Source organism: Solibacillus daqui, assembly GCF_028747805.1.
Classification (GTDB): domain Bacteria; phylum Bacillota; class Bacilli; order Bacillales_A; family Planococcaceae; genus Solibacillus; species Solibacillus daqui.
The window spans coordinates 500,317-523,760 of record NZ_CP114887.1; the positions used below are offsets into that span (position 1 = coordinate 500,317).

At 38.7% G+C, this 23,444-nt stretch carries 21 protein-coding genes and 1 riboswitch; of the genes, 17 read left to right on the top strand and 4 right to left on the bottom strand.

Annotated features, from left to right (window positions below; genetic code table 11):
* Window positions 1-15 precede the first annotated feature (15 nt).
* Window positions 16-660, bottom strand: coding sequence for an RsfA family transcriptional regulator (locus tag O7776_RS02415; protein WP_274309064.1), 645 nt, complete (start codon window positions 658-660; stop codon window positions 16-18).
* Window positions 661-867: 207 nt separating this feature from the next.
* Here O7776_RS02415 and O7776_RS02420 point away from each other — a divergent pair, with 207 nt between their 5' ends.
* On the top strand, window positions 868-1,092 hold the full coding sequence (locus tag O7776_RS02420; protein WP_241367530.1) for a YuzB family protein: 225 nt from the start codon (window positions 868-870) through the stop codon (window positions 1,090-1,092).
* A 124-nt stretch (window positions 1,093-1,216) separates the two neighbouring features.
* Window positions 1,217-2,518 (top strand): HD domain-containing protein, encoded by a 1,302-nt coding sequence (locus O7776_RS02425; RefSeq protein ID WP_274309065.1) that lies wholly within the window; start codon window positions 1,217-1,219, stop codon window positions 2,516-2,518.
* Between the two features lie 214 nt (window positions 2,519-2,732).
* On the opposite strand, the gene O7776_RS02430 is transcribed toward O7776_RS02425, so the two are convergent.
* Window positions 2,733-2,918 carry a 2-hydroxymuconate tautomerase gene (locus tag O7776_RS02430; protein WP_241367532.1) on the bottom strand — a complete coding sequence of 62 codons (186 nt, stop codon included), beginning with the start codon at window positions 2,916-2,918 and terminating at the stop codon, window positions 2,733-2,735.
* A gap of 65 nt (window positions 2,919-2,983) precedes the next feature.
* Between O7776_RS02430 and O7776_RS02435 the strand changes: the two genes are divergently transcribed.
* The gene (locus tag O7776_RS02435; protein ID WP_274309066.1) at window positions 2,984-3,496 is read left to right on the top strand and encodes a YwhD family protein; all 513 of its coding nucleotides are present in this window, start codon (window positions 2,984-2,986) and stop codon (window positions 3,494-3,496) included.
* A 362-nt stretch (window positions 3,497-3,858) separates the two neighbouring features.
* Here the strand turns inward: O7776_RS02435 and O7776_RS02440 are convergent, their stop codons facing one another.
* Complete coding sequence (locus O7776_RS02440) at window positions 3,859-5,910, bottom strand: transglycosylase domain-containing protein (RefSeq protein ID WP_274309067.1); 2,052 nt, start codon at window positions 5,908-5,910, stop codon at window positions 3,859-3,861.
* Between the two features lie 290 nt (window positions 5,911-6,200).
* Here O7776_RS02440 and speB point away from each other — a divergent pair, with 290 nt between their 5' ends.
* Window positions 6,201-7,073, top strand: coding sequence for an agmatinase (gene speB, locus O7776_RS02445; RefSeq protein WP_274309069.1), 873 nt, complete (start codon window positions 6,201-6,203; stop codon window positions 7,071-7,073).
* A gap of 18 nt (window positions 7,074-7,091) precedes the next feature.
* Here speB and O7776_RS02450 read toward each other — a convergent pair whose 3' ends face one another.
* Complete coding sequence (locus O7776_RS02450) at window positions 7,092-8,189, bottom strand: GGDEF domain-containing protein (RefSeq protein ID WP_274309071.1); 1,098 nt, start codon at window positions 8,187-8,189, stop codon at window positions 7,092-7,094.
* Between the two features lie 190 nt (window positions 8,190-8,379).
* Between O7776_RS02450 and O7776_RS02455 the strand changes: the two genes are divergently transcribed.
* From O7776_RS02455 to O7776_RS02515, 13 genes are all read left to right on the top strand, one after another.
* Window positions 8,380-8,820, top strand: coding sequence for a YwiB family protein (locus O7776_RS02455; RefSeq protein ID WP_241367537.1), 441 nt, complete (start codon window positions 8,380-8,382; stop codon window positions 8,818-8,820).
* Window positions 8,820-10,487, top strand: coding sequence for an arginine--tRNA ligase (argS, locus tag O7776_RS02460; RefSeq protein ID WP_274309072.1), 1,668 nt, complete (start codon window positions 8,820-8,822; stop codon window positions 10,485-10,487). Before O7776_RS02455 ends, argS begins: the two co-directional genes overlap by 1 nt.
* A 313-nt stretch (window positions 10,488-10,800) precedes the next feature.
* On the top strand, window positions 10,801-11,979 hold the full coding sequence (locus O7776_RS02465; protein ID WP_274309073.1) for an acyl-CoA dehydrogenase family protein: 1,179 nt from the start codon (window positions 10,801-10,803) through the stop codon (window positions 11,977-11,979).
* Complete coding sequence (locus tag O7776_RS02470) at window positions 11,976-12,848, top strand: transporter substrate-binding domain-containing protein (protein WP_274309074.1); 873 nt, start codon at window positions 11,976-11,978, stop codon at window positions 12,846-12,848. The genes O7776_RS02465 and O7776_RS02470 overlap by 4 nt, the downstream gene beginning before the upstream one ends.
* Before the next feature lie 72 nt (window positions 12,849-12,920).
* On the top strand, window positions 12,921-13,631 hold the full coding sequence (locus O7776_RS02475; protein WP_274309075.1) for an amino acid ABC transporter permease: 711 nt from the start codon (window positions 12,921-12,923) through the stop codon (window positions 13,629-13,631).
* Window positions 13,632-13,642: 11 nt separating this feature from the next.
* Complete coding sequence (locus O7776_RS02480; RefSeq protein WP_274309076.1) at window positions 13,643-14,353, top strand: amino acid ABC transporter permease; 711 nt, start codon at window positions 13,643-13,645, stop codon at window positions 14,351-14,353.
* A gap of 12 nt (window positions 14,354-14,365) precedes the next feature.
* Window positions 14,366-15,121, top strand: coding sequence for an amino acid ABC transporter ATP-binding protein (locus O7776_RS02485; protein WP_241367543.1), 756 nt, complete (start codon window positions 14,366-14,368; stop codon window positions 15,119-15,121).
* A gap of 77 nt (window positions 15,122-15,198) precedes the next feature.
* A riboswitch (cobalamin riboswitch) is annotated at window positions 15,199-15,383 on the top strand.
* A gap of 190 nt (window positions 15,384-15,573) precedes the next feature.
* A complete protein-coding gene (locus O7776_RS02490) occupies window positions 15,574-16,521 on the top strand; it encodes an ABC transporter substrate-binding protein (RefSeq protein ID WP_274309077.1) in 948 nt (315 codons plus the stop codon).
* On the top strand, window positions 16,511-17,509 hold the full coding sequence (locus O7776_RS02495; RefSeq protein ID WP_274309078.1) for a FecCD family ABC transporter permease: 999 nt from the start codon (window positions 16,511-16,513) through the stop codon (window positions 17,507-17,509). Before O7776_RS02490 ends, O7776_RS02495 begins: the two co-directional genes overlap by 11 nt.
* Window positions 17,509-18,975 (top strand): adenosylcobinamide amidohydrolase, encoded by a 1,467-nt coding sequence (locus O7776_RS02500; RefSeq protein ID WP_274309079.1) that lies wholly within the window; start codon window positions 17,509-17,511, stop codon window positions 18,973-18,975. The genes O7776_RS02495 and O7776_RS02500 overlap by 1 nt, the downstream gene beginning before the upstream one ends.
* A 20-nt stretch (window positions 18,976-18,995) precedes the next feature.
* A complete protein-coding gene (locus O7776_RS02505; RefSeq protein ID WP_274309080.1) occupies window positions 18,996-19,556 on the top strand; it encodes a cob(I)yrinic acid a,c-diamide adenosyltransferase in 561 nt (186 codons plus the stop codon).
* Window positions 19,557-19,761: 205 nt separating this feature from the next.
* Window positions 19,762-22,044, top strand: coding sequence for a heterodisulfide reductase-related iron-sulfur binding cluster (locus tag O7776_RS02510; RefSeq protein WP_274309081.1), 2,283 nt, complete (start codon window positions 19,762-19,764; stop codon window positions 22,042-22,044).
* Window positions 22,045-22,252: 208 nt separating this feature from the next.
* Window positions 22,253-23,443 carry an acetyl-CoA C-acetyltransferase gene (locus tag O7776_RS02515; protein WP_274309082.1) on the top strand — a complete coding sequence of 397 codons (1,191 nt, stop codon included), beginning with the start codon at window positions 22,253-22,255 and terminating at the stop codon, window positions 23,441-23,443.
* Window position 23,444 lies beyond the last annotated feature (1 nt).

Sequence of the window (23,444 nt, forward strand, 5' to 3'; positions counted from 1 at the left end):
AAAGGACGACGTGCACTATGGGTGCACGTCGCCAACTTCTGTGATAGATGTTTGTGAAACTAAATTTCCGTTTTTCTCCATTTTAAAGGTTGGTGTTGCAAGTCCATCCTCGTCTTCGAATGCTACGAGGCGTCTTGCGCGGTTCATAATCGAAACGAATTGCTCGTAATCTTCTTTAATGGCTTTATTTTCTTTTTGCAATGCGTGTAATTGCTGTTCGAGTTGTTGCTTTTGTTCTGTTAATAGTGTTGTTAGTTTACGCCATTTTAAAACATCATGTTCACTAGAATTATTGTGTTGCAAACGTACTAAATAGGCAATCACGATATCAAGTGATAGAGCAGATAATGGAATCGACATCGGTTGCTCTTCATTTGATGGGAGTAAATAGAGTGGTGTTGTGCGACGTTTCGTTGCTTGATTCATTAGGCGCATACGTTCTTTGCGCTCTTTTTTTGCCTGAGATAAATCTTCCTCGTAAATACGACGAACTACTGCATTCCAACGAAAACCACATGCCGCTGCGGTACGATTTAATAGATCACCCGCTTCTTCAAAGGCGTTTAACTGAGTACTACCTTCCTTTACATGACGAATTACAGCTTCTGCTAGCAATGCGTCATTTTCTTCAATCCATGCATCCTGTCTTGCTTTTGTCATAAATATCCCCCTTAAGTTGTTGTAAATCTATCATGTCCAACGCAGGAAAGATTTATTCACTGTATGGTAAATTGTTGCTAGAATTATCGTGAGTGTTGCAGCTATCAGACCTTTGACGGAAATACTAGGATATTGCTTGAATGAAGTACGTGACATAAGCTACAATAGCACATAGGTTAAACTAGATGAGAAAGAGGTGTTGACACTATGGCAAACTTATTTCACGTTTGCGATGAATGTCAGGCCGTTAATTTAAAGACGTTAATTCCCAAATTAAAAGAAATTGATCCAGATGCAACGATTGAAATTGGCTGTCATTCATATTGTGGTCCCGGCCGCAAAAAAACGTTTACTTTTGTAAACAACCGTCCAGTAGCCGCATTAACTGAAGAGGAGTTAATGGTTAAGGTGTTAGACAAGCTAAAAAAGTAACGATATAAAATCACTAGTCATGCAATATGGCTAGTGATTTTTGTATGTTAACAATTCTTTTTTACTATGAGTTTCATTATAATGAAGGAAATAGGTTAAATTTTTTAAAAAGGAGGTCGGTTTTATGACTACGTATGGGGAAATGAAAATGCAGGAAGAAAAGGTATTTAAAGACCCGGTGCATCGCTATGTGCATGTGCGTGACCAAGTCATTTGGGATTTAGTGAAGACGCGAGAATTCCAACGCTTGCGCCGTATTAGGCAGCTTGGTACAACCTATCTAGTATTCCATGGTGCCGAACATAGCCGCTTTAACCATTCACTAGGAGTATATGAAATTGTGCGTCGCATTGTGGATGATGTATTTAAGGGACGTCCAGAATGGGATGAGTCTGAGCGTTTACTGGTGTTATGCGCGGCGCTACTACACGATTTAGGGCACGGGCCATTTTCACATGCATTTGAAAATGTATTTGAAACCGACCATGAATATTTTACACGACAAATTTTATTAGGAGATACCGAAGTAAATGAGGTATTGAGCCGTGTTGCATTAGATTTTCCTGAAAAGGTAGCGCAGGTAATCGAAAAAACGTATCCGAACGAATTAGTTGTTAGCTTAATTTCAAGCCAAATTGATGCGGATCGAATGGATTATTTGCAGCGTGACGCTTATTATACTGGCGTGAGTTACGGGCATTTTGATATGGAGCGTATTATGCGCGTGATGCGTCCCCGAAAAAATGGTGTTGTCATTAAAGACAGTGGCATGCATGCAGTAGAACATTACATCATGAGCCGCTATCAAATGTATTTACAAATCTACTTCCATCCAGTATCTCGTAGCGCGGAAGTCATTTTGAATAATATTTTGAAACGAGTAAAGGCATTGTGGCGAAAAGGCTATCAATTCAAAGTACAACCAAAGCCGTTTGAATCATTTTTTGAAAATAACGTTTCTTTAGAGGATTACATTACACTCGATGAAAGCATTATGCTTGCCTACTTCCAATTTTGGATGAATGAAGATGATGCAATTCTAAGTGACTTGAGTCGTCGTTTTGTGAATCGAAAACTTTTTCAATATACAAGTTTAAATCCGTTTGAGCATCCAGAGGTGTATTCGGAGTTACGTCGTTTATTTTCGGAGGCAGGATTTGACCCGGAATATTATTTAGTGCATGATTCCACATCGGATTTACCCTATGATTTTTATCGTCCAGGAATTGAAGGAACAAAAAAGCCTATTTTCTTGTTAATGCAAGATGGACAGCAATGTGAATTATCGGAGCGCAGTCAAATCGTAGAAGCCATTGCTGGGCACATAAAGGTAGATCATAAAGTGTATTACCCGGAGGAATTGTTTACTGATGAAACGGTGCCGGAATTATTACGGGCTGAAATAAAGAAATTACTAGAAGTTTAAGAAGCCGATAAATGAAAGTTTAATTAACATTCCAAATGAAAAGACATTGAAAAGGAGGCCCTTTTCAATGTCTTTTTTTTCGTAATAGTTCTAACTAAATGTTTGGTTAAGATGAACAATTCAGTTTTCAAATTAATTTTAGTTAGTATATCACGGGAAGGTTAAATTTGGAGTTAGTGTTAAAAAAATTAATCAATAGACGTGATAAATTAGATTACTTATCGCTGTAACGTACGCCAGCTGTTGCGTAATGGCTTTTTGACATTTCTTCAATAATAATGGATACATTCTCTACTGGTGCGTTGACTGTTTTTGAAACAGCTTGTGTAACTTCTTCTACTAGCGCGCGCTTTTGTTCATCAGTGCGGCCTTCAATCATTTTAATTGTAACGATTGGCATAAAGTCGCCTCCTACGTAAAATATGGTGTATAGTAATAATAATATCGTATTTGGAGGTATTTACAATGGCAAATGAAGAAAAGTCAAAACCAAAAATGGGTTTTACAATTATAAAAAATGATCCTACAGATGGACACAAGGGCTTTGGGATTGGCTCTCTTTCATTAGAAAATGTGTCGCCAGTTATTATTGATGTGGCAGAAGGAACAGCGATTGTTGATGTCGGTGCAATGCACGCCAAAAGTGATGTAGAGCGTGGGATTAAATTTACGATGAACTGTGAAGACTCAGAAGGCGGTAAAGATTACTGGCTTGTGTGGGTAACAATTGACCATAAAGAATCAGGGGCTTATTTTGCTGGAGTAACGGCTTGTGAGATGGTTGTTAACCGTGAAAAACGTCGCGGGTACAAAATATTAGCAGATCACGTCAACCGAATGGATAAATCAATGAAGCGAAAAATTATTGTCGAGCATATGGATGATGCATCGAAAAAAATATTAGTAGACTTCCTAAAAAACCACGATGAAGCAATGTGGCATAATAGTGATGAACAATTACACAAAAATTTGGAATGATTTCGATTGAATACTACTAGTTGAAAATAACCGGTATGTAGTCAATTACTTTTTTAGGAAAATGAATCGATTCGGTGAACAATATGTGACATTTCGGTATAACGAAAATCCGTGGTTGAATCTGCTTCCAAAAGAAAGTAAACTGAATTTAAAGCTTGCAAAGTAGTAGGCTAGGACACGTGGAAAATGAATAGTGATGAGGGTTATGCGGCATTTGTAATTTCCCAAGCCGAATGCCCCATGATTCTCATCCGTTCGTTAACCACAATAGAAAAGCTCTTTCGTTTTACGGACTAGAACCGGAGACGAAAGAGCTTTTTTATTTTTAAATTATTGGATAATAACTGTTTTAACGTTTTTTATTACCAAAAACCTTTAAGGGCTTCCATTGGAGATTCTAAAAAGTCGTCCCATAAATTTGAATCAAAGAAATCAAATGTCGAACAGGATTCAGTTGGAACATCAATTGCTTTTAAATAAACAACACGCTGATTTTTACATGCTTTGCTCGCTAACTTTCCGCTTTCAATATCAACGTTTACAGGCTCTACGCCATTTGGAATATTAAATGCTTCATTTGACTTGCCGTCTAATGCTGATTCCATGAAATCAATCCATACTTGTTTTGAGGCAGCCATATCTGCTTGTACCGATAATGTTTTACCTTGGTCATAACCGTTCCATACACCGGCAGTCAAGCTTGGTGTAAAGCCAATCATCCATTGATCTGAATTAGTAGTACCTGATTTTGCCGCATACGTATGTGTCATACGAGAACGTAATGAAAGACCTGTTGCAGGTGAGTAATCACTGAAAATAGGGTCAAAAATGCCTGTCATCATATGTGTTAGGACAGAAGCATCTTCTTTAGTAATTACTTGTTTTTTTTCAGGCGCCTCATATTTATAAACAAGATTCCCTTTTGCATCGGTAATTGAAAGAACGGTTGTTGCTTGGCGATTTTCACCACCAGCGGCAATGATGTTATAGGCATTTGTTAAATCGTAAAGCGAATTTTCCTTAGTTCCAAGCGCAACCGCTGGATTATCCTTGTCTGAATAAGCTAAGCCAAAACGTTTTTGCATATCGCGGAATGTACGATAGCCAATATCCTCTAGCGTTTTTACAGCATAGACATTATCTGAAATCGCTAGTGCTTGAGCCATTGATAATTCGTGCTCGGCATATTTTTTATTAACATTTTGCGGTGTGTAGGTAGCACGTCCATTATCATACGTAAAAGTCGTTTGACTCACATCTAAAAATGTCATCGGATTATAGCCTTTTTCAAGAGCTGCAGCATACAAAATCGGTTTGATTGCCGAACCAGGCTGACGGTTACCGAGTGCTACGCGGTTAAACGAGCTTGAACTATAATCACGTCCGCCGACAAGGGCTGTTACGAATCCAGTGTCGGCATCCATACTAACAAAGCCAACTTGTAGCTCATTGTTTGGCATATTTTTTTCGATTGATTTTTCGGCAGCGCGTTGGTGTGCTTGGTTTAATGTCGTTTGAATGGTCCAGCCACCTTCACTAATATTTAAGTTTTTAGCTGCTAATATATCACTTGCCTCTTCCCATACGACATCTAAAAAGTATGGTGCAATCGATTTTGTGGCAATCCATTCATCACTTTTTAAGCTCACTTGTTCAGATTCTGCACGTGTCTTTTCTTCGGCAGTAATTTTACCTTGCTCGCCCATTAAGCGCAAAATCACATGCTGACGATTCGTCGCTTTCTCTAAGTTATTGAGCGGCGAATAATACGTAGGACCCTTCGGAACACCTGCAAGCATAGATGCTTCAGATAATGTTAAATCTTTTGCGGATTTACCGAAAAAGTAACGACTTGCTGCTTCAGCTCCATACATGCCATGTCCGTAATAGACTGTATTTAAGTAACCCTCTAAAATTTCTTCCTTTGAATAAAAGAGCTCTAAACGATAGGCATAAAGTGCTTCGTTGATTTTACGAGTCCATGTTTTTTCATGTGATAAATATAGGTTACGCGCGTATTGCTGTGTCAATGTACTCGCGCCTTGCACTTTGCTACCAGCTTTAATATCTGCAAAAACAGCACCAGCAATGCGTGAATAATCTAAGCCACCATGTTCAAAGAAATCTTTATCTTCTACTGCGATTGTTGCATCTATTAAATAGGGAGAAATATCTTCATACTCTGTCCAATAACGACGTTCGTCAGTGAAATAATCCCCGATTTGGTTGTTGTCGCTATCTAAAAAAATCGATGCTTTTGGCACTGTAAGCGGTGGCGCACCGGCAACTTGTGCATATATACGTAATGAAAGGAAGATGACAGCGAAAAAGCATATAAAGGCGATGGCAACAAGACCGATTCGTTTGCCAAATCTTCTACGATTTTTATGTTTTTGATATTGCTGTCTTTTCAAATTTTTCCACCTCATTTGTTGTTAAATTTAGTGAACCAATCAAATTTCAATGAATTATAAAAAAACACATAAATTCTATTGCACTTTTAGTGAAAACAACTATACTTTTTCGTAGCACTCTACAAAAAAGTGTCGAATGATGTCGGTTGCACTTAATTATACGAAAATAGCGAACGAAAGTTTCATATGATAAATTTAGTATGAGCAAATACAAGGAAACATATGCAAACTTTATAAATATAAAAAATGTAAACGACAGCTTCAATATAGAGAAGGTTTGGTGAGTATACATGAGATTTGACGAAACTTATGCTGGAAATATGTTTATTAAAAGCAATCAAAATTACGAAGAGTGTAAGGCTGTTCTATACGGAATGCCGATGGATTGGACAGTTAGCTATCGTCCAGGTCAACGTTTTGGTCCAGCGCGCATTCGTGAAGTATCGATTGGATTAGAAGAATATAGCTTCTATTTAGATCGTGAATTAGCAGATGTACCATTTTTCGATGCGGGTGATATTCCTTTACCATTCGGAAATGCAGAAAAATCATTAGCAGAAATTAAAACGTTTGTCCGAAAAGTATTAGCAGATGACAAAGTACCAGTTGGTATGGGTGGCGAGCATTTAGTATCTTTACCGGTAATGGAAGCCGTTTACGAAAAGTATCCAGATTTAGCGATCATCCATTTTGATGCACATACGGATTTACGTACGGATTACGAGGGCGAAGAGTATTCACACGCGACACCAATTCGTAAAATTGCCGATACAATTGGACCGAATAATGTGTATTCATTCGGGATTCGTTCAGGATTAAAAGAAGAGTTACAATGGGCAAAGGAAAATGGTATGCATATTTCATTATTTGAAGTGTTCGAGCCATTAAAAGAAGTGCTACCTACATTAAAGGGTCGTCCTGTTTACGTAACGATTGATATCGACGTATTAGACCCAGCACACGCACCAGGTACAGGTACTGTGGATGCGGGAGGAATTACACCGAAAGAGCTTTTAGCGTCTATTCATGAAATTGCACGCGCTGAAGTAAATGTCGTAGGGTTTGACTTAGTAGAAATCGCACCCGTATATGACCATTCGGATATTACTGTAAACACAGCAGCAAAATTAATTCGAGAAATGATTTTAGGCTGGGTAAAATAATAAAACGCATGACGATTATTACCATTCGTCATGCGTTTTATTTTGCCTATTTTTTAATTGATTATCGTGACAAATCCAAGTCGTAGTTTGATTTTTAGCAAATCTTAAGGCTCGATAGGTAGTGTTTAATAACTGAGGTAGTTGTACATAATTGCTTGAAGAGCAAATGCCAATAGCCGATGTGATTTGAAGCGTTAAATCTTGATTAAAAGCACTATTTTTTATGGTCTCATTGATCTGATACGCCTGCATAATTGCTTCTGCGGGCGTAGTGTTTAGTAGCGCGATATAAAATTCGTCACTATCGATTCGCCCGATAAAACTTTCCTCTGGTAACTGACGTTGAATGATGTTCGCTATTTTGACAAAAAACTCATCACCTAATTCATAGCCATATTGATGGTTAACGGTACTAAATTTTCGCAAATCCAAATGAAGCAATTCGAATGGAATTTTTGATTGCATGAGCCATTTTAGTTTTTGCTCTGTCGCCACATGATTTGGTAGCTGAGTTAATAAATCCATTTGGTTCAGTACATATATTTGCTTGATTTGTTTATTACGATGATCAAGCTGCAATAAAATTACACGCAGTAAATAAAAGATAATTGAAGAAAAAATTAAAAGCAACAGTAGGTAGTGTATAATTTCTAGCGAAAAACGCCAATAGATGAGCAATAGTAATATATGTTCAAATGTAACGACTAGAAAATAATATGTAATGTTATGATACGTTATGGGATATCTTCGGGCAGCGTAATATAGCGCGATTGTTATAATAAACAAATTCAACATCATAATAAATGAGATTGTAGATATAAAGCATAAGGCATAACGGCTAATCAAAATTATCATTCCTGAAATAAACATTGAAACCGGTCCCCCGAGTAAACCACTAAAAAGAACAAGAATATTGTGATTGTGAATTAAAATACCATCTACAAAAGGTGCTGTAATTATTGTTAAAGTAAGCGCAGCAACACCAAATAAAAGACCGATCAGCACCGATTTATATTTTTTAATAAACGGCACATCTTCGTGTTGAATAAATGACCAATGGATTATGGTAGTAAAGCAAAACAAAATCGAAAAATTAATAATAAATTCTAGAAACATATCATTTCCTCTTGATGTATAGTAATACCTACTATAATAAGTTACTCACATAAAAATAGGAAGAAATAGATTTTTCTTTGCATGGTGTTGTGCGAGTATGTGCAAAGATTATGTTTCCGTCTTGCTTAAAGCGAGCAATCTATCCTATAATAAAAAGGTTATAGAAATACATGCATAGGAGCTGACTGCTGTGGCGAACGAGAATGGGAAAACAGTCAAAATTAAGCTAGTTTCCTCGATCATTCCAACCGAGGGCGAGCTTGAACAATACGAAATGTGGCTAGAGGGTAGCTGTATTGAGAAGGGCGAAAGTCATTATTTGCGCTATGAAGAAGTTCAGGAAGAGTTACCAATACAAACAACGATTAAATTAAACGATAAACGTGGATTTATTAATCGAAGTGGTGGTGTCAATATGCGCTTACCATTAAATCCTGGCATGCGTGAAAATGGTCATTATGAAAGTCCGTTTGGCTCTTTACCAATCGTTACCGATACACATCAGTTAGCGATTGACGTACAAAAAAATGAAAAAGTATCAGGGCGCTTTAATACGCAATATGATCTTATTATAGGCGGCAATTCAGTTGGCCGTTACACATTAGATATTCAATTTACGGAGGTACAGTAATGAACGCAGTAGAACAATTACAGCAATCGATAAAAACCGCTTTAGCTGCAGCAATTGAAAAAGCGGGTTTAGTAGAAGCTGGCACAGAAGTGAACATTCATTTAGAAACACCAAAAGACAAAGCAAACGGTGACTACGCAACAAACGTAGCAATGCAGTTAACAAAATTAGCGAAAAAGCCACCTCGTGCAATCGCAGAAAGTATTTTAGAAAACCTGGAAACAGAAGGAACAGACATCGAGAAAATTGACATCGCTGGTCCTGGTTTCATGAATATTACGGTTCGTAAAGATTTCTTAGCGAGTGTTGTGAAAGCGGCATTTGAGCAACGTGAAAATTACGGTCGCACGGATGCTGGCGCTGGCGAGAAAGTACAAGTTGAGTTCGTTTCAGCGAACCCAACTGGTGACTTACATTTAGGACATGCGCGCGGAGCGTCAGTTGGGGATTCGTTATGTAATGTAATGGACTTCGCAGGTTACGCGGTATCTCGTGAATACTATATTAACGATGCCGGTAATCAAATTAACAATTTAGCCTATTCATTAGAGGCTCGTTACAAGCAAGCACTAGGTATGGACGCTGAAATGCCAGAAGACGGCTATCATGGCCCAGATATTATCGAAATCGCAGGTAAATTAGCTGAAGAATTCGGTGCAGCCATCTTAGAAAAATCCGATGAAGAGCGCTTCAAGTTCTTCCGTGAGCACGGCTTAAAACTAGAATTAGCAAAATTACAAAACGATCTTAAAAACTTCCGCGTAGAATTTGATGTTTGGTATTCAGAAACTTCTTTATACGAAAACGGCAAAATCGAAGTGGCATTAAACAAATTACGTGAAAATGGTCATGTCTTTGAAGAAGAAGGGGCGACTTGGTTCCGCTCAACGACATTTGGTGACGACAAAGACCGTGTTTTAATTAAAAACGACGGTTCATTCACTTACTTAACACCAGATATTGCGTACCACGAAGATAAGTTACAACGTGGTTTCAATAAATTAGTGAACATTTGGGGCGCTGACCATCATGGGTATATCCCACGTATGAAAGCCGCAATTGAAGCTTTAGGCTATGACCGCGGCACATTAGAAGTGGATATTATCCAAATGGTTCAGTTATATAAAAACGGCGAAAAATTCAAAATGTCGAAACGTACTGGTAACGCAGTAACAATGCGTGAACTAGTGGAAGAAGTAGGCTTAGATGCAGTACGTTACTTCTTTGTAAAAACAGCAGGCGACTCACATATGGACTTCGATTTAGATTTAGCGGTTTCTCAATCTAACGAAAACCCTGTTTATTACGCACAATATGCACATGCACGTATCTCATCTATTTTACGTTCTGCAGCGGAGCAGGGCTTTGAAGCCTCTTTAGAAAACTTAGAGCTACTAACTGCTGAAAAAGAAGAAGAAGTATTGAAAAAAGTAGGCGCATTCCCACAAATCGTGGCCGATGCAGCGAAGCACCGTACACCGCACCGTATCGCAAACTACATTCAAGACTTAGCAGCGGCATTCCACAGTTTCTACAATGCCGAAAAAGTATTAAACCAAGACAACAAAGCGTTAACTGAAGCGCGTCTTGCTTTAATTACAGCGGTAAAAACAACTCTTGCAAATGCACTGAAATTAATCGGTGTATCTGCACCAGAAAAAATGTAATGATTAACTCAAATCCCTGTACTATTTGTTATTGCAAATAGCGCGGGGATTTTTTGGGTTAGGATAGTACTCATTTTTCAAAGAAATCCACAAAGATGCAAAAACATTTTACCCTATTTGGAGTGAAATGTTTTTTTCTTATGTTTAAGCGAGTGATAATCCGTTCATTCCATTATCAAAAATCTTCAAAACTCGAAAGTTAATAATACCTATAAAAAAACTTGGAAATAACTATTGACTTCCGAAAATTCTGAAAGTATTATTAAGAATAATAATAAAACTGAGTAATGAACTTGGAATTAGGTGGTGCATTATGAGTAAGCAATTATTTATAAAAACAGATAAACAACGCGAATGGTTAACAAAACTGGAGTCACTGGAACAAAGCTTTAAACAACAGGCACAACAAATCGATGAAGCTGCAGTTTTTCCATTTGACAATTTTAAAAGGCTACGTGAAGTTGGCTATACAAAAATTACATTACCGAAAGAATTTGGCGGAGAAGGCTTTTCGCTTTACGATACAATTTTGTTACATGAAACATTATCAAGCTATTGTGGAAGTACTGGTTTAGCAGCTTCTTGGACGATCCAAAATGTCGGTGAAATTTTTGAAAATCGTTATTGGGATGAAAACAAACTAAAATGGTTTGGCGAGCAAGTAAAAAATGGAGCTACAGTAAACCGTGCTGTAAGTGAATTTGCAATGGGCAGTCCAGTTCGTGGCGGAAAACCAGAAACATCTGCAAAGCGTAAAGGCGAAGGATACGTATTAAATGGACGAAAAAATTATACGAGCGGTGCACCTGATTTAGATTACTTCTTAGTTTCAGCTTGGGTAGAAGATGATAATCATCTGGGCTTTTTCTTAGTACCTAAAACAGCTGAAGGCGTATCAGTGGAAAATACATGGGATGTTGCATCAATGCGTGGCACAGGTAGTGATGATCTCGTACTTCAAAATGTAGTGGTGGAGCAATCTTTTTTAGTTGAAATTCCGAGTTATTCTACAGGTTTTAAGTTAAATGGCTGGTTATTATTAATTCCAGCAACGTATTTAGGTATTGCTCAGGCAGCGCGCGATTATGCCGTAAAGTTTGCTACAGAGCATTCACCGAACAGTATACAAAGAACAATTGCCGAGCTTCCGAATGTGCAAACATTAATTGGCGAAATGGATTTAGCGTTAACCAAAGCACGCTTTACGCTTTACGGTGTAGCGGAGTTATATAAGGACCCGGCAAAAAAATTAGCCATTATTAATGAAGTAAATATCGCGAAGCATGTGGTGACAAATACTGCAATCGAAGTTGTCGACAAGGCTATGCGCTTAGTCGGTGCAAAAAGCCTACAGCGTTCCAATCCATTACAGCGTTATTATCGTGATGTACGTGCAGGTCTTCATAATCCGCCAATGGACGACATTACCATTAAGCGTTTAGCGGAAACAGCCATTCAAAATCAATTAAAACAGAAAGAGGTAACTGTATGAAATTCAAGCAAATTGTGAAATTAGCAACAATTAGTATTGCAGCTTCAGCATTATTAGCTGCATGCGGTAATGATACAGAATCGGGTTCAGCTTCATCATCAACAGAAAGTAAAGATGGCGTAACAGTTGTCAAAGTTGCTTATGACCAGGCAGGCAAGCCAATGACGTATTTAGACGAAAACGGTAATCCGACAGGCTACGATGTCGAAGTAATGAAGCTAGTGGACGAGGCATTACCAGACTATGAATTTGAATATGTTGGTACAACTAATGATGATTTATTAATCGGCGTGGAGCAAGGCAAATATCACGCAGGTGTTAAAAATGCTTTCTGGACAGAAGAACGCACACAAAAATATATTTTCCCTAAAGAATTTTTAGGGTTAAGTAGTGCTGGCTTAGTATTGAAAAAAGAAAATGAACATATTAAAAATTTAAGTGATTTCGCATCAGCAGGCTATACGCTAGCACCAATCGCGGCGAATAACGCACAGTATACTGTAATCGCAGAATACAACGAAGCAAACCCAGACAATCCAGTAAAATTACAAGCGGGTGAAGAATTTACAGTGGATGTTGTGCAATGGGTAAATGAAGGTCGTGTAGATGGTGGCGTTCAAATCGAAGGTTCATTCACAGGTCAAGTATTAACAGAGGGTGGCCCATACTACAACTTAAAAGATGAAGTCGTTTATAACGAATTTGCCGTTATTAAAACATGGCCGCTATTCAACAAAAAGCAGCAAGAATTTGCAGATGCCTATGACAAAGCAATCACAGAAATTAAAAAGACGGACGCTTTAAAAGAATTAAGTAAAGAATTTTATGGTAAAGACTTATTCGAAGTATTAGATTCAGTAAATCGCTAAACTGCAAGAAGCTGCTTAAGTATTTTGCTTAAGTAGCTTTTTTTAGCACAAACATACGAAAGTGGGGAGCACATGGAAAAGTATTTTGATTTGTCATACATTTGGTCGGCATTGCCGAATTTATTACCGTACTTATGGATTACATTATATATCGCAGCCCTTTCAGTAATATGCGGAACTCTATTTGGCTTAGTGCTTGCAGCGGCGAAGTTAAGTACTAATAAATGGTTTTGTAGGCTCGCGAATGGCTATACGACGATTATTCGTTGTACGCCATCCATCGTTTTATTATTTTTAGTGTATTACGGAATCCCAGCGTTTTCAGAAGGGCTATTAGGTATTTACTTGCAAAATGTTCCGACTGGAGTCTTTGTTGTTGTGACGTTTAGCTTACAGTTTGCAGCGATGATGTCAGAAGTCATTCGTTCGTCGTATTTAGCGATTGATCGAGGACAATTTGAAGCGGCAGTAAGTGTTGGTTTAACTCCTCTTCAAGCATATCGTCGCATTATTTTCCCGCAAGCTTTAGTCGTTGCATTGCCGAATTTTGGGAATGGCTTAATTTCGGTACTTCAGGAAGGCGCACTTGCTTATACAATAGGTTTTATTGATATTGTGGGCAAGGCAAATTTAATTATTGCGAATAACTATGGTACACATACACTAGAAATCTTTATCGCTTTAGCGGTGATTTATTGGGTGTTATCGATCTCAATTGAAAAGATCTTCGCACTCTTAGAAAAAGCGTTTAGTAAAGGAAAACAACCAATTAAAACGACGTAGGAGGTACGCATATGGACATTATAAACTGGCAATTTTTATTTGATACTTTTTTTGTTGCATTAAGTGGTGTGCCGGTCGCGTTACTCGTAACGGTTGTTTCACTTTTTATTGCGGTTCCACTCGGCTTTTTGTTAGCGCTAGCACGTGTATATGAGGTGCCAGTCATTAATTTCTTCGCAAAAATCTATATATCATTTGTGCGTGGGACACCAGTAATTATTCAAATTTTCGTGCTGTATGCAACGATTCCGCTTTTACTGAAGGGTCTATTTGAGAAATATAATATTGATTATCCGATTTATGAAGTGAATCCACTTTGGTATGCGTTTATTATTTTCTCATTCAATACAGCTGCTATTTTAATAGAAGTATTCCGTTCGGCGCTACAAACGGTTCCAAAAGGGCAGCTTGAGGCGGCACAATCGGTTGGCTTAACGGCAACACAAGCATATCGCCGTATTATTATTCCACAGGCGCTTGTTGCTGCAATGCCAAATCTTTGTACAGCGACGATAAATTTAATAAAAGCTACGTCGCTCGGTTATGCGATTTCATTGCAAGAAATTACGTTAAAGGCAAAGGTAGAGGCAAATTTGGGTTACAACTATTTAGAGGCATATATTGATATTTTCATAGTCTACTTAATGGTTTGTATGACAGTTGAATATTTATTTAAATGGTCTGAAAAACGTTTAAGCCGTTACAAGGTGGCTACGGTATAAGGAGGGAAAGCGATGCTAGAAATTAAAAATGTGCATAAAACATTTGGTGATAATGAAATATTAAAAGGTGTTAATTTAACAATTGATAAGGGGGACGTTGTCGTTATTTTAGGTCCAAGTGGGTCAGGGAAAACGACATTGTTACGTTGTATTAACTTTTTAGAACGTGCCGATGAAGGAAGCGCAAATTTTGATGAAATCGAAGTTGATTTACATAAAGCTTCGAAAAAGGAAATTTTAGAAATTCGTAAAAAAACTGCATTTGTGTTCCAAAACTATAATTTATTTAACAATAAAACGGCGCTTGAAAATGTGGCAGAAGGGCTAATTGTTGGGCGTGGTATGAAAAAAGATGCTGCTTATGATATTTCGAAAAAAGCACTCGCTAAAGTAGGGCTATCGGCAAAATATGATGCCTATCCAAGCCAATTATCGGGTGGGCAGCAGCAACGTGTTGGTATTGCACGAGCGGTTGCATTAAATCCAGATATTATTTTATTTGATGAACCAACATCGGCACTAGATCCCGAGCTAGTTGGAGAGGTACTTAGTGTCATGAAGGATATTGCCAAAGAAGGAACGACAATGCTTGTAGTAACCCATGAAATGTCCTTTGCGAAAGATGTAGCAAATCGCGTCATTTTCATGGATGGCGGCAATGTTATTGAAGAAGGCTCACCACATGAAATTTTTGTCCAGCCAAAAGAGGAGCGTACGAAGCAATTTTTACGCCGAGTCCTTCCAGACGATTACACGTACCATATTTAGTTGTTGGTTAATTATCTGAAAATTTATATGCGATTGCATACAAAAGTGATTTTTTTCGCTATAATGAAATGTATGAATTTCATATGGATTGTAAAGGTTCTTATTTTTAACAAGTAAGAAGTAAAAGGGAAATCGGTTGAAATCCGATGCGGTCCCGCCACTGTAAATGCGAGTTTAGAGCACGTTGCCACTGTTCACACGGGAAGGCGCTCACAAACGCTATAGCATGAGCCAGGAGACCTGCCTTTATAATGCCCAAAGTAAACCTACGAGGATAGGATGTGGCGGATAAGTTCTCTTTTTACGTTGAATTTTATTTGCAAACACAAGGCTTCCTTCTCATAAGAGTGGGGGGCTTTTCTTTATGTCAAATAACGAGCGCTAAAGAGCTTATGAATCAACGAGCACATCATAATGTGTTCTTTTTCTAAATCTAAGGAGGTAAGTTTACAATGAAAAAATGGCAAGTACTTTCTTCAGTTGCATTATTATCATTATCATTAGCAGCATGCGGCGAGAAAGAAACAGACAAACAGTCAACAAATGATAGCGCGGAAGTTGCTGAAACAGCACAATTTCCAATCACACAAATGGATGCACTAGGCAAAGATATTACAATCGAAAAAGCACCAGAACGTATTATTTCATTAGTTCCATCAAATACCGAAATATTATTTGGTCTAGGTTTAAATGATCAAATTATTGGTGTTTCTGACAATGACACATACCCAGAGGAAGCATTAACAAAAGAAAAAGTTGGCGGTATGGAATTTAACTTAGAGCAAATCATTGCTTTAGAACCAGATTTAGTATTAGCACACGAATCAGGTATGTATAGTTTTAATGAGGAAGCGATTGCACAGCTAGAAGCAGTTGGGATTCCCGTATTTGTTGTGAAAGATGCAAAAACATTTGAAGAAACTTACTCGACGATTGAACAAATTGGTCGTATTACAAATAAAGTACAAGAAGCAAAAGATATTATTGCTTCAATGAAAGAAGGCATTGAAGAAATCGAAATGAAGGTAGCCGACTTAGAAGAGAAGTCTGTGTTCGTCGTTGTAGGGACAGACCCAGATCTTTATGCGGCAGGACAGGATACATTTATTAATGAAATGTTAGAAGTGCTAAATGTTGAAAATGCTGTACCAGAACTAGGCTGGCCAATGTATAGTGCAGAGCAATTTGTCAGCAGTAATCCAGATACCATCTTAGTGACTTATGAAAATGATATCGAGGAAATTACAACAAATGATGCTTATGCAGAGATGACTGCGGTGAAAAATGGCGAGGTAAAATTAGTTGATGCTGATACAACAAGTCGCCAAGGTCCACGTTTAGTTGAAGGCATTGAATCAATCGCAGAAGCAATTTACCCAGAGGTATTTAATGAGAAGTAAATATTCAATCGCTTATTTTTCATCGATTGGATTGCTATTAGGTAGTATGTGGCTCGGTATTTCATTTGGCTCGGTCGATATTCCGTTATCCACTCTGTGGGATAAAACGACAGACCCGGTTGCGTACAGCATTCTATGGAAAATCCGAATGCCACGTGTTATTTTAGCGGCACTTATTGGGGCAGCGCTTGCGATTGCGGGTGCTGCTTTCCAAGGGTTACTTAAAAACCCGTTAGCTGACCCGTATACACTAGGCGTTTCTTCAGGTGCTTCAGTTGGTGCAGTAATGACAATTTTTTTAGGCATATCCTTACCTGTACTGGGTGCGTTTACGCTACCGATTTTTAGTATGCTAGGTGCGGCTATAACAATGGTTATCGTGCTCCTATTCGCCCGTTTAGTAGACCGTACTATGAAAATGGAAACACTTATTTTAACAGGGATTATTTTTAGTTCTTTTTTAGGTGCTTGTATTTCATTAATGGTGGCATTAACAGGTGAGCAGCTACGTGAAATTATTGGCTGGTTGCTTGGCAGTGTGTCAATGCGTGGCTGGCCGTATGTGAGAATGGTTGTTCCATTTATAATAATTGGCACGTTGATTATTTGGCTGAATCGTCGGGAGTTAAATGCGATGATTTATGGGGAGGAGCGCGCACAATATTTAGGGGTCAATGTTAAGCGCAGTAAATATATGATTTTAGCAGGTGGCTCGATTTTGACGGGTGCTGCGGTTGCAGCATCAGGAACGATTGGTTTTGTTGGGTTAGTTGTTCCGCATATGATACGTATTGTAATCGGTGCTGATCATCGCCATTTGCTTAGCCTGTCATTTTTAAATGGTGCGAGTTTGCTCGTAATTTGTGATTTAGTGTCGCGTACGATTATCGCGCCTGTCGAATTGCCGATTGGTGTCATCACGTCATTTATAGGTGCCCCAGTATTTGCGTATATTTTCTTCAAGCAACGTAGAAAGGGTGTCGCATAATGTTAAAGGTAAATGACTTAAGCGGTGGCTATAGTGGCAAGAGCATTGTGAAAAACGTGACGTTTCACGTGAAAAAAGGTCGAATTTTAGGGATACTTGGTCCGAATGGTAGTGGGAAATCGACATTGTTAAAAATGATTAGTGGCATTATTAGTCCGACTGCTGGTGAAGTATTGATCGAAAACCAACCGATTAAAAGCTATGACGTTAAGCAATTGGCAAAAAAAATGGCGGTACTACCACAGTTAAACGCGAGTACATTTTCAAATCTTGTGTATGATGCGGTTTCATTAGGTCGTTACCCGCATCAAACTGGGTTTTTTTCGAGTTGGTCGGATGAGGATGAATGCATGGTACAGCAGGCTATGGAAAGCACCGGTGTTACAGGTTACAAAGAGCATTATTTGGAGTTTTTGTCTGGCGGTGAACAGCAGCGAGTGTTTATTGCGCAGGCACTTGCACAAAATTCCGAGCTACTACTGCTTGATGAGCCAACGAACCATTTAGATATTGCGCATCAAAAACAAATTTTAGATATGATTCGTTTACAAGTTGAACAGCATGGATTAACGGTTGTGTCGATTTTCCATGATATCAATTTAGCTTCGTTATATTGTGATGAATTATTACTTTTAGAAGACGGCGAAGTGCGAGCATTTGGTTTGCCACATGAAGTTATTCTGGAAGAGCAAATTGCGGATGTGTATAAAGCTCGTATCGCAACGTACCCACATCCCGAAGTACCAAAGCCACAAATTACAATGCTACCTACAAACGAATTACAGCGTAAAGAAGTACAAATTCAAGTATCTGATTTTTCGATTACAAAAGAGTACATTCAATTAAAAGTCAGTTCACCACTAAAGGTAATTTCGTCTGCAGTCCATAATGCAGGAATTGGTTGGTATGATACGTTTTTAAATCGCTCCATTGCACCAAATTATGATATATATCATGTAAAAGATGAGACGGTTAACTTTTTAGTAGCAAATCATTTTGCACCAACGAGTACAGTTGTTATGCTGACGGCTGTTGAAACAAAATGTGTTGAAATTCAGTCATTTACACAAAGTGAATTAGAAATTATCATTATGGTAACAGCTGGTGTTGGTAATAGTGTAGATGTAACGAAAACCTATTTACGCGAAGAGAAGCCACATGCTGGAACAATTAATACATGGGTATTTATAAACGGCAAATTGACAGATGAAGCGTTTATTCAAGCGATGATTACCGCGACAGAAGCAAAAACAAAAGCGCTCGCAGATCAGCAAATTAAAGATTCTGTTACTGGAACGATTGCAACGAGTACCGCAACAGATAGTTTACTCATTGCGGCAACACAGCACGGTCAAGAGATGCAATACGCAGGGCCCATCACAGAAGTCGGTAAATTAATTGGGCGAGGTGTTTTCGAAACAACGGTAGCGGCGATAAAAAAATATAAGGAATTACAAAATTCGTGAAAGAAGGAAAGGTGAAGGCTATGAAATTATATACGAAGCAAGGTGACACGGGGAAAACTAGTATTATTGGAGGCCGTGTTGACAAAGACCATTTACGTGTCGAGGCATATGGTACGATTGATGAATTAAATTCATTTATCGGAAAAGCAATTTCAGAGTTAGATCCAGACAAGTTTAAAGATGTCATTAAAGATTTAACAGCCATTCAGCACGAGCTATTCGACGGTGGAGGCGACTTAGCAAATGTCATGAAAGAGCGCCATTACAAGCTGACAGAACAACCTATTACTATTTTAGAAGGGCGAATTGATGTACTTTCAGATGAGGCGCCACCATTAAAACGTTTTATTCTGCCAGGTGGTGCACCAGCAGCAGCAACGCTTCATATCGCCCGTACTGTAGCACGTCGAGCTGAACGTCAAACGGTGTCATTAACGAAGGAAATTAAAGATGTTTCACCAGTTGTGCAAAAATATTTAAACCGTTTATCGGATTATTTATTTGCAGCTGCACGAGTTGTTAATCACCGTTTAGGGATTCAGGACGTCGAATATATTCGTAGTGCAGATGTATTTAAATAACATAAAATTGCTAGCTTAAACAATGAAAATTGTCGAGCTAGCATTTTTTATGGATTCATTTAATTTTCAGAATTAATAACAAATTCTGTTGACTGAATGCTCATTCATAATTACAATAGATTTATAGATTAATATGGAAATATAGCTTATTAGTTGGGGGAAAGTAACAAATCAGTTTAGCATTCAGGTTTCTAGGGGGGAAAGTATGAATACATTTTTAATTATTAACTGGATTGCATTCATCGCTGTGTTGGCGTATGCGCTTGGTTTATTCGCATATTTGTTAAAAACACGATACGCCTATGTTCAATTAGGTCGTAAAGAAGAATTCAATATTAAAATGTCGCAGCGTATTAATGACATCGTAGAAAAAGTATTTGGTCAATCGAAATTATTGAAAGATAAAAAGATGGGTCTTGTACACGTACTATTTTTCTATGGATTCCTAATGGTGCAGCTTGGTGCGATTGATTTAATTTGGAAGGGGTTAGCACCAGGTTCACACATTCCATTAGGCGGCTTATATCCAATGTTTACATTTACGCAGGAAATTGTCGTTTTAACAATTTTAATTGCGGTAGCTGTCGCATTTTACCGTCGTTATTTAGAAAAATTAGTTCGTTTGAAACAAGGGTTTAAAAACGGTTTAGTATATTTATTCTTATCGGTGTTAATGTTTGCGACATTGTTCGGGAATGGCTTTTATTTAATTTGGCAAGACCATGGCTTATCAGGTTCTGAGCCAGTTGCTTCGGCCATAGCATGGATATTCCAGTGGATGAGTCCAACGATTGCGGCAGTAGGTTTCTTCATCATGTGGTGGGCGCACTTACTAGCATTACTGTCGTTCCTTGTATACCTTCCACAAGGCAAGCACTTCCACTTAATTACGTCGATTTTAAATGTTTACTTCAACCGTCAAGATAGAATCGGTACATTACGTCCGATTGACTTCGCGGCATTAGAGGAAGCAGAAGATGAAGAAAGTATGCCACCACTTGGCGTAGGGAAAGTTCAAGATTTCACGCAAAAGCAAATGTTGGATTTATATTCTTGCGTAGAATGTGGGCGTTGTACAAATATGTGCCCAGCTACAGGAACAGGGAAAATGCTGTCACCAATGGACTTAATCGTTAAATTACGTGATCATTTAACATTCACTGGTGCGGTGGAAACAAAGCAAAAGCCTTGGGTACCGTTTCAATTCTTTAACAACACACAGGGGAATCAGTTAGCAATGGCTGCTGGTGCTGAAGGTGCGGTTATTGAAAACATCTATAGCCCATCATTAATTGGTGATGTGATTACAGAAGAAGAAATTTGGGCTTGTACAACATGCCGTAACTGTGAAGATCAATGTCCAGTAATGAATGAGCATGTCGATAAAATTATCGATTTACGTCGTTATTTAACGATGACAGAAGGGAAAGTAAACCCAGATGCACAGCGCGCGATGACAAATATCGAGCGTCAAGGCAATCCGTGGGGCTTAAACCGTAAAGAAAAAGAAAATTGGCGTGAGCTTGATGAAACCGTTACTATTCCTACAGTAAAAGAACTGAAAAAGTCAGGCGAAGAAATGGAATATTTATTCTGGGTTGGTTCTATGGGTTCATTCGACAACCGTTCACAAAAAATTGCGCTAGCATTTGCACGTTTAATGAACCAAGCAGGTGTAAAGTTTGCGATTTTAGGTAACAAGGAAAAGAACTCGGGAGATACACCACGCCGCTTAGGGAATGAATTCTTATTCCAAGAAATTGCTGGGGAAAATATTGCAGAGTTCGAGAAAAATAATGTCACAAAAATCGTAACAATTGATCCGCATGCATACAATATTTTTAAAAATGAATACCAGGATTTCGGCTGGAAAGGTGAAGTCCTGCACCATACGGAATTATTATACGATTTAGTGCAAGCTGGTCGTTTAACAATGAATCACCGTGTTGATGAAACAATTGTGTTCCATGATTCATGTTACTTAGGTCGTTACAACGATGTTTATGATCCGCCTCGTGAAATTTTAAAAGGCATTCCAGGTGTGAAGCTTGTTGAAATGGCACGTAACCGTGAAGAAGGAATGTGCTGTGGCGCAGGTGGTGGTTTAATGTGGATGGAAGAACATGTGGGTAACCGTATTAATGTTGCACGAACTGAGCAAGCAATCGCGACACAAGCTTCGGTTATTTCTTCAGGCTGTCCGTACTGCTTAACAATGCTTTCAGATGGTACGAAGGCGAAGGAAGTAGAGGATACAGTAGGCACGTACGATATTGCAGAGCTATTAGAGCGTGCGGTATTCGGTACACCTCAAGCGGCACCGGTTGAAGAAGTAGTGGAAGAAGTAGAAGTTGCATCTGATGTAGAAGAAGAACCAGTGACAGCTGTTCAACCAGAAGTAGTTTCTGAAGAAGTAGCTACTGCAGAAGAAATTCAACAAGTTATCGGAACGGAAAATGTGTCATTAAACGAAGAAAATAAGAATTAGTGAGCACAAATTATTAATTTCAGTATATTCTAATAATATTGTTGCGAAATAATTATGGATTTAATACAATGAAATTAATTAAAAAATGAGAGTCTTTGTTACTCTCATTTTTTTTAAAACATCAAATTGAGCGAGCGTTCAGTCGGATGTCAAACAAAGGGGATTTTCATAAAAATAGTTCGGATATTCAAACAAAGGGGTGTATGGATTGTCGAGAACAGTCATTTTAGATGGGGCAAGAACGCCATTCGGTAAATTTGGCGGTGCATTAAGTGTATTAACTGCAAGCGATTTAGGTGGTATTGCCATACAAGCTGCTTTATCAAAGGCAAATGTTGATACAGAAGAAGTCGGAGAAGTGATTATGGGGACTGTTTTACAAGCGGGACAAGGGCAAATTCCATCTCGTCAAGCAGCGACAAAAGCAGGTATCCCATGGACTGTGAAAACAGAAACGATTAACAAAGTATGTGCATCAGGCATGCGTAGTGTGACGTTAGCTGATCAGCTCATTCGTTTAGGGGACGAAGAGACAATTGTAGCAGGTGGCATGGAATCGATGTCAAATGCACCGTACTATATGCCGAAAGGCCGCTTTGGTTTACGCATGGGTGATGCGAGTTTAGTAGATGGCATGATTTATGATGGCTTGTCTTGTGCATTTCATCCAAAGCAAGTGCATATGGGGATTTACGGCAACGAAACCGCTAACAAATTCACAGTCTCTCGTGATGCGCAAGATGCATGGGCAGTACGTAGTCATAGTAAGGCTTTGGAAGCAATTGAAACAGGGAAATTTGCTGAGGAAATTGTTGCAGTCGAAATTCCGCAGCGTAAAGGAGACTCAATCGTAGTCGCACAAGATGAAGCACCACGAGTAGGCACAACAATGGAAACGCTTGCAAAATTAAAATCAGCCTTTAGTCAAGACGGTACGATTACGGCAGGGAATGCACCTGGTGTCAATGATGGAGCATGTGCGTTAGTACTAATGAATGAAGAGAAAGCGAAGCAAGATAATCGCCCGATACTCGCAACGATTTTAGGTCATGCAGAAGTGGGTGTTGCACCAGAGGATTTCCCGCAAACGCCTGGGCTTGTCATTAATGAGCTATTACAGAAAACAGGGAAGTCACTTGAGGAAATCGATTTATTTGAAATAAACGAAGCGTTTGCGGCAGTAGCGCTTGTTAGTAATCAAATTGCAGGGTTAGATGCAGAAAAAGTCAATGTGAATGGCGGCGCGGTGGCACTTGGTCATCCAATTGGTGCAAGTGGCGCGCGTATTATTTTAACGCTTGCCTATGAATTAAAGCGTCGCGGTGGGGGCCTAGGGATTGCCGCGATTTGTTCAGGTGGCGGTCAAGGAGATGCGGTATTAATTGAAGTATCAAATTAAG

Bases quoted from the DNA above. Each gene is read 5' to 3' on its own strand.
- O7776_RS02415 (WP_274309064.1), bottom strand. From the start codon at position 660: ATGACAAAAGCAAGACAGGATGCATGGATTGAAGAAAATGACGCATTG.
- O7776_RS02420 (WP_241367530.1), top strand. From the start codon at position 868: ATGGCAAACTTATTTCACGTTTGCGATGAATGTCAGGCCGTTAATTTA.
- O7776_RS02425 (WP_274309065.1), top strand. From the start codon at position 1,217: ATGACTACGTATGGGGAAATGAAAATGCAGGAAGAAAAGGTATTTAAA.
- O7776_RS02430 (WP_241367532.1), bottom strand. From the start codon at position 2,918: ATGCCAATCGTTACAATTAAAATGATTGAAGGCCGCACTGATGAACAA.
- O7776_RS02435 (WP_274309066.1), top strand. From the start codon at position 2,984: ATGGCAAATGAAGAAAAGTCAAAACCAAAAATGGGTTTTACAATTATA.
- speB (WP_274309069.1), top strand. From the start codon at position 6,201: ATGAGATTTGACGAAACTTATGCTGGAAATATGTTTATTAAAAGCAAT.
- O7776_RS02450 (WP_274309071.1), bottom strand. From the start codon at position 8,189: ATGTTTCTAGAATTTATTATTAATTTTTCGATTTTGTTTTGCTTTACT.
- argS (WP_274309072.1), top strand. From the start codon at position 8,820: ATGAACGCAGTAGAACAATTACAGCAATCGATAAAAACCGCTTTAGCT.
- O7776_RS02465 (WP_274309073.1), top strand. From the start codon at position 10,801: ATGAGTAAGCAATTATTTATAAAAACAGATAAACAACGCGAATGGTTA.
- O7776_RS02470 (WP_274309074.1), top strand. From the start codon at position 11,976: ATGAAATTCAAGCAAATTGTGAAATTAGCAACAATTAGTATTGCAGCT.
- O7776_RS02475 (WP_274309075.1), top strand. From the start codon at position 12,921: ATGGAAAAGTATTTTGATTTGTCATACATTTGGTCGGCATTGCCGAAT.
- O7776_RS02480 (WP_274309076.1), top strand. From the start codon at position 13,643: ATGGACATTATAAACTGGCAATTTTTATTTGATACTTTTTTTGTTGCA.
- O7776_RS02485 (WP_241367543.1), top strand. From the start codon at position 14,366: ATGCTAGAAATTAAAAATGTGCATAAAACATTTGGTGATAATGAAATA.
- O7776_RS02490 (WP_274309077.1), top strand. From the start codon at position 15,574: ATGAAAAAATGGCAAGTACTTTCTTCAGTTGCATTATTATCATTATCA.
- O7776_RS02495 (WP_274309078.1), top strand. From the start codon at position 16,511: ATGAGAAGTAAATATTCAATCGCTTATTTTTCATCGATTGGATTGCTA.
- O7776_RS02500 (WP_274309079.1), top strand. From the start codon at position 17,509: ATGTTAAAGGTAAATGACTTAAGCGGTGGCTATAGTGGCAAGAGCATT.
- O7776_RS02505 (WP_274309080.1), top strand. From the start codon at position 18,996: ATGAAATTATATACGAAGCAAGGTGACACGGGGAAAACTAGTATTATT.
- O7776_RS02510 (WP_274309081.1), top strand. From the start codon at position 19,762: ATGAATACATTTTTAATTATTAACTGGATTGCATTCATCGCTGTGTTG.